The 8,306-nt window shown below is 66.0% G+C and carries 7 protein-coding genes; 2 read left to right on the forward strand and 5 right to left on the reverse strand.

Annotated features, from left to right (window positions below):
* Positions 1 to 2: 2 nt before the first annotated feature.
* The 4 genes from QNJ67_12580 to QNJ67_12595 all read right to left on the reverse strand — a co-directional run bounded on the left by QNJ67_12580 (position 3) and on the right by QNJ67_12595 (position 4,131).
* Positions 3 to 1,133: an acetate--CoA ligase family protein gene (locus QNJ67_12580; GenBank protein MDJ0609805.1), complete on the reverse strand. Its 1,131-nt coding sequence runs from the start codon at positions 1,131 to 1,133 to the stop codon at positions 3 to 5.
* Complete coding sequence (locus QNJ67_12585; GenBank protein MDJ0609806.1) at positions 1,130 to 2,563, reverse strand: aldehyde dehydrogenase family protein; 1,434 nt, start codon at positions 2,561 to 2,563, stop codon at positions 1,130 to 1,132. Before QNJ67_12585 ends, QNJ67_12580 begins: the two co-directional genes overlap by 4 nt.
* A gap of 229 nt (positions 2,564 to 2,792) precedes the next feature.
* Positions 2,793 to 3,563 carry an IclR family transcriptional regulator gene (locus QNJ67_12590; protein ID MDJ0609807.1) on the reverse strand — a complete coding sequence of 257 codons (771 nt, stop codon included), beginning with the start codon at positions 3,561 to 3,563 and terminating at the stop codon, positions 2,793 to 2,795.
* Positions 3,564 to 3,699: 136 nt separating this feature from the next.
* Complete coding sequence (locus QNJ67_12595; protein ID MDJ0609808.1) at positions 3,700 to 4,131, reverse strand: SxtJ family membrane protein; 432 nt, start codon at positions 4,129 to 4,131, stop codon at positions 3,700 to 3,702.
* Positions 4,132 to 4,346: 215 nt separating this feature from the next.
* Here QNJ67_12595 and QNJ67_12600 point away from each other — a divergent pair, with 215 nt between their 5' ends.
* Positions 4,347 to 4,496 carry a DUF5989 family protein gene (locus tag QNJ67_12600; protein ID MDJ0609809.1) on the forward strand — a complete coding sequence of 50 codons (150 nt, stop codon included), beginning with the start codon at positions 4,347 to 4,349 and terminating at the stop codon, positions 4,494 to 4,496.
* A gap of 6 nt (positions 4,497 to 4,502) precedes the next feature.
* Positions 4,503 to 6,338 (forward strand): carbamoyltransferase, encoded by a 1,836-nt coding sequence (locus QNJ67_12605; GenBank protein MDJ0609810.1) that lies wholly within the window; start codon positions 4,503 to 4,505, stop codon positions 6,336 to 6,338.
* A gap of 84 nt (positions 6,339 to 6,422) precedes the next feature.
* Here the strand turns inward: QNJ67_12605 and QNJ67_12610 are convergent.
* The coding region (locus QNJ67_12610) for a polymorphic toxin-type HINT domain-containing protein (protein ID MDJ0609811.1) at positions 6,423 to 8,306 on the reverse strand (1,884 nt) is incomplete at its 5' end.

Raw genomic sequence — 8,306 nt, forward strand, 5'->3', positions numbered from 1 at the left:
GCTCAGCGCTCCCTCGCGGCCAGCACGGCCGCCTTGCAGGCCTCGCTCATGTTGGGCAGGGGATCACGGCCGAGCTTCTCCTTGAGCATGCGGATCGCCTCCTGGTCGCCGGTGCCGGCGATTGAGAAGGAGACCGGGATTTCCGGCTGGATCTCGGCCCAGGCGTTCAGCAGCCCTTCCATCATCACGTCGCAGCGCGCGAAGGCGCCGCAGAAGTTGACCACCAGGGCCTTGATGCCCGGCTTGGCCAGGACCAGCTCTAGGGCGGCCTTGCCTTTGGTGTAGGCCTCGCCGCCGATCTCGCAGAAGTTGGCGGGATTGCCGCCGTGGAAGCGGACCACGTCCATGGTCGTCATGGTGAGGCCGGCGCCATTGGCCAGCACCGCCACATCGCCGTCCAGCTCGATGTACTTGATGCCGGACGCCTCGCCGCGCGCTTCCAGCTCCGTCAGCTTGTCGGGCGACCCCTGCGTGGCCAAGGCCTCGTGGCGCTTGATCGCCGAGTCGTCCATCACGAACTTGCAGTCGAGCGCCACGACGGCACCGTCGGCGGTCACGATCAGCGGATTGATCTCCAGGAGCTCGGCGTCGTTCTCCCGGTAGGCCCGGTAGAGCTTCTCCAACGCGTCGGCCACGCCGGATTCCGCGCCCGAGAGGTCGAGGCCGGCGATCAGCGCCTCGGCGTCGGCCAGCCCGAAGCCCCGGCGGATGTCGACCGCCTGCTGCCTGAGCTTTTCGGGCGTCTCGGCGGCGATCTCCTCGATATCCATGCCGCCCTCGGTCGAGAACATCACCATGGGTCCCTTGCTGACCGGGTCGTTCAGCACCGCGGCGTAGAATTCGCGGGCAATGGCCGATTTCTCCTCGACCAGTACCTGCGCGACCTCGTGCCCGGCGATCTCCATGCCGAGGATCGCCGCTGCGTGGTCACGCGCCTCCGCCGGAGTCTCGGCGAGCTTGATGCCGCCCGCCTTGCCGCGCTTGCCGGTCGGCACCTGCGCCTTGACCACGCAGGGCCCGATCTGCTGCGCCGCCACCGCCGCCGTGTCCGGATCGCCCGCCAGGACGCTTTTCGGCACCGCGATGCCGGCCTCGGCGAGGCGCGGCTTGGCCGCGTACTCCTCGAAATTCATCGTCCGTACTTGTCCCAGTAGGCGCCGAACAGCGCCTCTTCCGAGGGTTTGTCCTCGGGGATGGTGTTGACCAGGTAGGTGATGTTGATGAAGTTGCTGTAGTTGAGGTTGTCGGTGATCGAGTTGCCGGCCCAGGTCCCGCCGCCCATCGAGAGCGTGAAGTTGAGCCCGTTGTTGAAGCCGCCACCGTTGCCGAAGGTATGGGCCTGGTTCACCAGTACGCGTACGACGTCGATCTGCTCGGCGAGCCGCGTCGCGTGCTCGGGGGTCGCCGTGTGGATCCCCACCGAGTGCCCCTTGCCGCAGACATCGAGAACGGCGTCCAGCTGATCGACCACCGCGTCCATGTCCTTGGCGCGGTAGACCGTCAGGACCAGGGAGAGCTTCTCGTCGGCGAACTTGCTGGCCGGATCGACGGCGCCCTCCTCGACCATGAAGAACTTGGCTTCGGCCGCGCCCTCGCCAAGATCGAAGACCTCTGCCAGGACCGCTGCGTCCTTGGCGATCACACGGCGGTTTAAGTGGCCGTCGACCCAGAGGCGCGCACGCACCTTTTCCTTCTCCTCGGCGCTGCAGAGGTAGCCGCCGGCCTGCTTGAGCGCCTCGATCGCCTGGTCGTAGACGCTGTCCAGGATGATCAACGAGTTCTCCGAGGAGCAGGAGGTCGCGTTGTCGAAGATCTTGGAGGCGCAGATCTTCTCCGCCGCGTCCTTGAAGTCCGCGGTCTCGTCGATCACCACGGGCACGTTGCCGGCGCCGACACCGATCGCCGGCGTCCCGGAGGAATAGGCGCGGCGCACGTTGTTCTGGGAGCCGGTCACCACTACGAGATCGGCCGCGTACATCAGCTCCTGCGTCAGGGCCTTGTTGACCGGCGGCGGCAGGACCTGGACCAGATCGGCGGGCAGGCCGATCTTCTCCAGCTCGGCGCGCATGTAGTCGACGGTGCGGGTGGTGGTCTGCAGGCCGGCCGGCGAGGGCGCGATGATCACCGCGTTGCGCCCCTTGACGGCGAACATGGCCTTGTTCACCGGCGTGGCCGCCGGGTTGGTCGAGGGGGTCACGGCAGCCACGACGCCGACCGGCTTGGCGTACTTCACCAGCCCCTTCTCGGGGATCTCCTCGATCACCCCGACCGACTTGACGCGGGAAAGGTCGCGCAGGCAGCCGAAGGTCTTTCGCTGGTTCTTGGTGATCTTGCTCTCGACATTGCCGAGCCCGGTGTCCTCGACCGCGAGCGCCGCCAGTTCGCGCGCCCTGGCTGGCTCGTAGATCGACCAGGCGAGCGCGGTGACCGCTTCGTCGACGCGCGCCTGATCGGCGCCGGCAAAAATCGCCATGGCGCTGCGGGCCCTGGCCACCAGCCCGGCGATGACCTCCTTCTCAGGGGGCATGTCGTGGGAAACTCTCTGCGCGCTGGTTGCTGTCATGGCTGACCCCTCAGTCTCTCTGTCCGCCGCCCGAGCGGCGCCCCGGCAGCGACCCGACGGCCGCCTGCCCGCAATCCACGACCCGCTGCGCACCGGAGCGCGCCCGTCGCGGTCGCCGGCATGATCTGCAAAAATTGGGACGTGATATCCTTGTTTCCTTAATTCACGCGGTCCTTGTCAACAGCTTTCCGTCCGGACGGCACCGGCGGGGCGTCACGCCGTCCGACTATCAGGCCCAGTAGCGCCCGAGCGAGCGGGCGGTTCTGGAGATCTCGGGGATCATGTCTTGCAGCTGCTTCATCGACGTGCGCGCGGCAGGCGCGTGGCATGCGATCGCGGCGACCGCCCGCCCCGTGCTGTCGGCGACCGGAACCGCGGCGCCGACCACGCCGCGGACGTACTCCTCGTCGTTCGTCGCGTAGCCCCGCTCGCGGATCCTTGTCAGCTCGGCTTCCAGGCCGGCGGGATCCGTGATGGTCCTCTCGGTGAACTTCCGAAGCTTCGTCGAGCGCAGGAGATCGTGGCGCAGGGGCTCGGGCAGGTGCGCCAAGAGAACCTTGCCGCCCGACGTGCAGTGCGCCGGGACGTGGCTGCCGGACTCGAAGTGGACGCGCAGGGCGTTCTCCGTCTCGATCCTCTCGAGGTAGACGAAGTCGAGACCGTCGAGAATGCCGATGTTGCAGCTCTCGCCGATGCGCACGACCGTGTCCTTGAGCGCGGCGCGCGCCGGCATGTTGTGGTTCTCCGAGAACAGGGCGCCGATCGCCAGGCGTGACAGCCTGGGGCCGACGGAGAAACGGTCGTTGGTCGGGTTGCGGATCACCAGGCCGTTCTCCTCGAGCTGCCGCAGAATGCGGTGCAGCGATTGCCGCGGCAGGCCGACCTTGACGGTCAGGTCCGGCAATCCGACGGCCTGGGGGTGGGCGGTCACCGCCTCCATGACAGCCAGTGCCTTGTCCAGCGCCGAGCCGTAGCCTTCCTTCCCCGCTCTGCTCGCCATTCCCCTTCCCGCCCGCCGGTGCGCCGGCGCTCAGCATGACAGATTCAGTGTCGAAAAATCCAATAAAGCGCCGAAAGCAGGTCGGCGCGCGCCGCCGGGAACCGCGATCACGGTCTTCCGGAGCGCCGCCCCGCCCTCAGAACTGTTGTTTCATGGTCTCGGGCGCCGGCCCCGGCTCGCGCTCGATCCAGTAGGTCTCGGCCGCGGGATCGAAGGCGACGTTGAGCGGATCGCGCCGCAGCCACTGCCGCAACAGTCCGGAAGGCGTGATGACGACGAAGAAGATCAGGCCAAGGATGATCGGGTTGACGATCCGGTGCAGCAGCAGCCCGAAGCGCGTCCAGAGGGTGTTGAGCGGCGCCAGAAGCTGCGGTCGGAGAAGGGCCAGAGCGAGGAAGACCGCGGCCACGCCGAGAGACCAGAGCCGCGGGGGATTGGAGAACAGCACCGGCCACAAGCCGATCGCCGCGAAGACGACCGTGAACACGACGCCGAAAGCCCGGTCCGAGCCCCCCTTGGGCGCCTCGCGCTGTGCCATGGCCTCGTGGAAGTTCATCTTGCCCGACATCGCCCGGTCTCCCGTTTCGCCGCGCCGAGGATGGGGCGCGCGGCTGGCGGCGGGACGGTCCAACATCTCGGCGGCGGTTTCAAGCCGCTTCTGCGCCGCCCGCTCTGCGAGCCGCCGCCGGCCACCGTGGTCAAAGCGGGTTGCCTAGCCGGACCTGGTGAGGCAGTGTCCGCCCGCCGCGCAGGTTTTTCATCGAAATTCCGGGGTGGGAACCCATGTCCTTCCTGATCGAGCTTTGGCAGTTTCTTCGCGTCCGGAAAAAATTCTGGCTGGCGCCGATCATGCTGATCATTCTGCTTTTCGGCGGCCTGCTCGTACTCGCCCAGGGATCGGCAGTGGCACCCTTCATCTACACGGTCTTCTAGCCGCCGATGAAGATCCTCGGCATCTCGGCCTTCTACCACGACTCGGCCGCGGCGCTGGTCGACGACGGCCGGATCGTCGCGGCGGCCCAGGAAGAGCGCTTCACACGCAAGAAGCACGATTCGGGCTTTCCCGCCCAGGCGATCGCCGCCTGCCTCGATCAGGCCGGCTGCGGCCTCGCCGACGTCGACTACGTGGCCTTCTACGACAAGCCCTTCCTGAAGTTCGAACGGCTGCTCGAGACCTACCTAGCCTTCGCGCCGCGCGGCTTTCGCTCCTTCTCCATGGCCATTCCGGTCTGGATCAAGGAAAAGCTGTTCCAGAAGAGCCTGCTGCTCAAAGAGCTCGAGGCCTTCGCGCCGGAGAACGGGCTGGCCGGAAAGCTGCTCTTCGCCGAGCACCACCAGAGCCACGCGGCCAGCGCCTTCTACCCCTCGCCTTTCCAGGACGCCGCTGTCCTCACCATGGACGGCGTCGGCGAGTGGGCCACGACCTCGCTCAGCGTCGGCCGGGACAACCGGCTGGAGATGCTGAAGGAGATCCACTTCCCCCACTCCCTCGGCCTGCTCTACTCCGCTTTTACCTACTACACCGGGTTCAAGGTGAACTCGGGCGAATACAAGGTCATGGGCCTGGCGCCCTACGGCGAGCCGAAGTACGCCGACCTGATCCTCGAGAACTTGATCGACGTGAAATCGGACGGCTCGTTCAAGCTCAACATGGACTACTTCGACTACTGCACCGGCCTGACCATGACCAACGCGCGCTTCGACCGTCTCATGGGCGGACCGCCGCGCGGCGCCGAGGAACGGCTCGACCAGCGCCACATGGACCTCGCCGCCTCGGTGCAGGCGGTCACCGAAGAGGTCGTGCTGCGGCTCGGCCGTTCGATCGCCAAGGAGACCGGGCAGCGGAAGCTCTGCCTGGCCGGCGGCGTGGCGCTCAACTGCGTGGCCAACGGCAAGCTGCTGCGCGAGGGCATCTTCGACGACATCTGGATCCAAGCCGCCGCCGGCGACGCGGGCGGCTCGCTGGGCGCCGCCCTGACCGCCTACCATTGGCACCTCGGCAAGGAGCGGCAGATCACCAACGTGGCCGACGGTATGTCCGGCGCCTACCTGGGTCCGGCCTTCTCCGACGAGCAGGTCCGCCAAGCCCTGGAGGCGGAGGGTGCTGTCTTCACGCTGCTGGACGAGGAAGAGCTTCTCGACTCCGTCGCCGATGGACTGGCCGACGGCAAGGCGGTCGGCTGGTTTCAGGGGCGCATGGAGTTCGGGCCGCGTGCCTTGGGCAACCGCTCTATCCTGGGCGATGCACGCTCGCCGAGCATGCAGAAGGTGCTCAACCTCAAGGTCAAGTACCGCGAGAGCTTCCGGCCCTTCGCACCGTCATGCCTGGCGGAAGACGTCGGCGCCTGGTTCGAGATCGACCGGCCGAGCCCCTACATGCTGCTGGTCGCGGACGTGAAGAAGGAGCGGCAGAAGGCGATGACCGACGAGGAGGAGTCGCGCTTCGGCATCGACAAGCTGAACGTCGCACGCTCCGACATACCGGCCGTGACCCACGTCGACTACTCGGCCCGCATCCAGACCGTCCACAAGGAGACCAACCCGCGCTACCACGGGCTGATCTCGCGATTCAAGGCGCGGACCGGCTGCCCGGTGATCGTCAACACCTCGTTCAACGTCCGGGGCGAACCGATCGTCGGCAGCCCGAAGGACGCCTTCCACTGCTTCATGGGCACCGAGCTCGACATGCTGGCGGTCGGCAACTACCTGTTGCTGAAAGAGCGGCAGGACCCGGCCCTGAAACGCGACTACAAGGACGCCTTCGAGCTGGACTGAGGCGAGGCGGCGGCAGAGGCCGTCGTCGTTCCCGGATCGCAGGTCTCAAGCGGAAGGATTCGCGTTCCGAACAGGGCTGCCTGGTCAAGCCGGGGGCGTATAGGTCGGTCGCGGATGCTTCGCGATGGCCTTCTGTTGACAGGCTCCCGCTGAACCACCTTTCGCCAGGCAATCGACCAGGACATCCGCGTAATCCTGGGCCTGTCTTTGGCGTTTCATCATGAAGTCCACGTAGTACTTATTGTATCCCCTTTCATCTCGCATCCACCGCCTAAAATCTGAGCCAATGCGATCCTGCTTCGCTCTGTTCAAACCACTATCCATTCTCATCAAGAGCTCGGGATCGTGGATCACAGCTTTCTGTTTATCGATCGAGAGCCCGCGGAACTGCTTTCCACGCGTAATCTCGCTGACCGGCCAGACATGGTCCAAGTCGGTGGGGGCGGTCGGATCCTCCATTTTCCCGGTGTTCGGGTTCAGGATCTTGTCATTGCTGAAACTGTTCCTCAGGTCACTCGTCGTCGTCGAGAATGAGAGCTCGAATTCACCGACATCGCCCGGTCGTCGTCCGGTGATAAGCCGATCGGCCTGGAACGATTCGACCTGGAGTGACTTCCTGAGATCTTCGATCTTCGCGAAATTGTTCTCTACCTGATACACATTGCCGAATTCGTTCGTCGCTGTGAAACGCGTTTCAACGCTGCTGGGCTCGCCGCGCTTGCGTGCTAGGTCACGCATTCGTTCCCATAGGGCTTCCTGCCTGTCCGCGAGCTGTTCCAGGCGCTCTTCAAAGAAGCGTCGCTCTTGGCCCGTCATGTTGCCGAGCGAGCCGCGAATGTTCTTGTGGTAGCTGATGAGCTCGTCCGTCCGAATGAACTCGGCGACCTCATCCTCGGTCAGGCCCGCGGCCCGGAGCTCTTCCAACAAGTCCTCGTAGAGATCTTGCCGCAACTGTTTCGCCTTCCCCTCCCGGACGAAGGGTGGCGGGCCAACCGCGTCTCCGGCAATGGCGCCTGAAGGGCGCGGGGTGGGGGGGTGCTCCGGATCAACGCGCAGGACGCCGTTCTCGAAGACCCGGTCGCGGTAGTAGCGGCCGTCCCATCCCCGGTAGTACTCGTCGCCATCCGGCGCCCGGTAGCGCGGCTGGCCGTACTTCGTCACCGGCGGATCCGCCCGCCTCGACCCGGTCGGCAGTTTCTCGTCGCATTTATTGTGCACCCAGACCGACGGAACATTGTCGTTGGCGCTCGGGCCCTTGACGAAATAGGTGTGGAAGTCCGCCACGGTCACATTGAAGGCGGTGAACGGACTGCGTGCGCTCGAGACGTTGACGATTTCCGACCACCCACCGCCGGTGCCGAGCAGCCGGTCTCCGCTCCGCAGCTGCGCGGCTTCGACCCAGTCGCCCTCCAGACTGCCTTTGCCGCGCTGCGGCTCGCCGCCGGATACGGCCAGCAGTTCGGGCTGCTGCTCTTTCGACACGACGAAAAAGGGGTGGATCCTGTTCGACCGGACGACATGGCTGGCGCCCGACTCCAAATCTAGGATCACGATCCGGAGCGTGTGCTCGTAACGGTTCGCGTAGTGCGCGACGACGGCTTTCCAGGCCGTCTCGCCGGAAGCCTCGTCGCGCGCCATCACCTCGTCTCCGACATGAACATCCCGGATTGGCACCTCCCCGCGCCGCGTGAGAATCAGCGTTTCACCGTGGAAGGAGCAGGTGCCCTTCCCGCCCTTGCCGGCAAGTTGATTGTTGCCGCTTCCGGCTTGATCACCCGGCTTCTTGCCGCCGCCCGCCTGGTCGCCCGGCTTCTTGCCGCTTCCCGCCTGGTCGCCAGGCTTCTTGCCGCCGCCCGCCTGGTCGCCCGGCTTCTTGCCGCCGCCCGCCTGGTCGCCAGGCTTCTTGCCGCCGCCCGCCTGGTCGCCCGGCTTCTTGCCGCCGCCCGCCTGGTCGCCAGGCTTCTTGCC

The organism is Kiloniellales bacterium (assembly GCA_030064845.1).
In the GTDB taxonomy this organism is placed as follows: domain Bacteria; phylum Pseudomonadota; class Alphaproteobacteria; order Kiloniellales; family JAKSDN01; genus JASJEC01.

Excerpts from the sequence above, each read along its gene's own strand:
- QNJ67_12605 (MDJ0609810.1), top strand. The coding sequence starts at position 4,503 with ATGAAGATCCTCGGCATCTCGGCCTTCTACCACGACTCGGCCGCGGCG.
- QNJ67_12600 (MDJ0609809.1), top strand. The coding sequence starts at position 4,347 with ATGTCCTTCCTGATCGAGCTTTGGCAGTTTCTTCGCGTCCGGAAAAAA.
- QNJ67_12580 (MDJ0609805.1), bottom strand. The coding sequence starts at position 1,133 with ATGAATTTCGAGGAGTACGCGGCCAAGCCGCGCCTCGCCGAGGCCGGC.
- QNJ67_12590 (MDJ0609807.1), bottom strand. The coding sequence starts at position 3,563 with ATGGCGAGCAGAGCGGGGAAGGAAGGCTACGGCTCGGCGCTGGACAAG.
- QNJ67_12585 (MDJ0609806.1), bottom strand. The coding sequence starts at position 2,563 with ATGACAGCAACCAGCGCGCAGAGAGTTTCCCACGACATGCCCCCTGAG.
- QNJ67_12595 (MDJ0609808.1), bottom strand. The coding sequence starts at position 4,131 with ATGTCGGGCAAGATGAACTTCCACGAGGCCATGGCACAGCGCGAGGCG.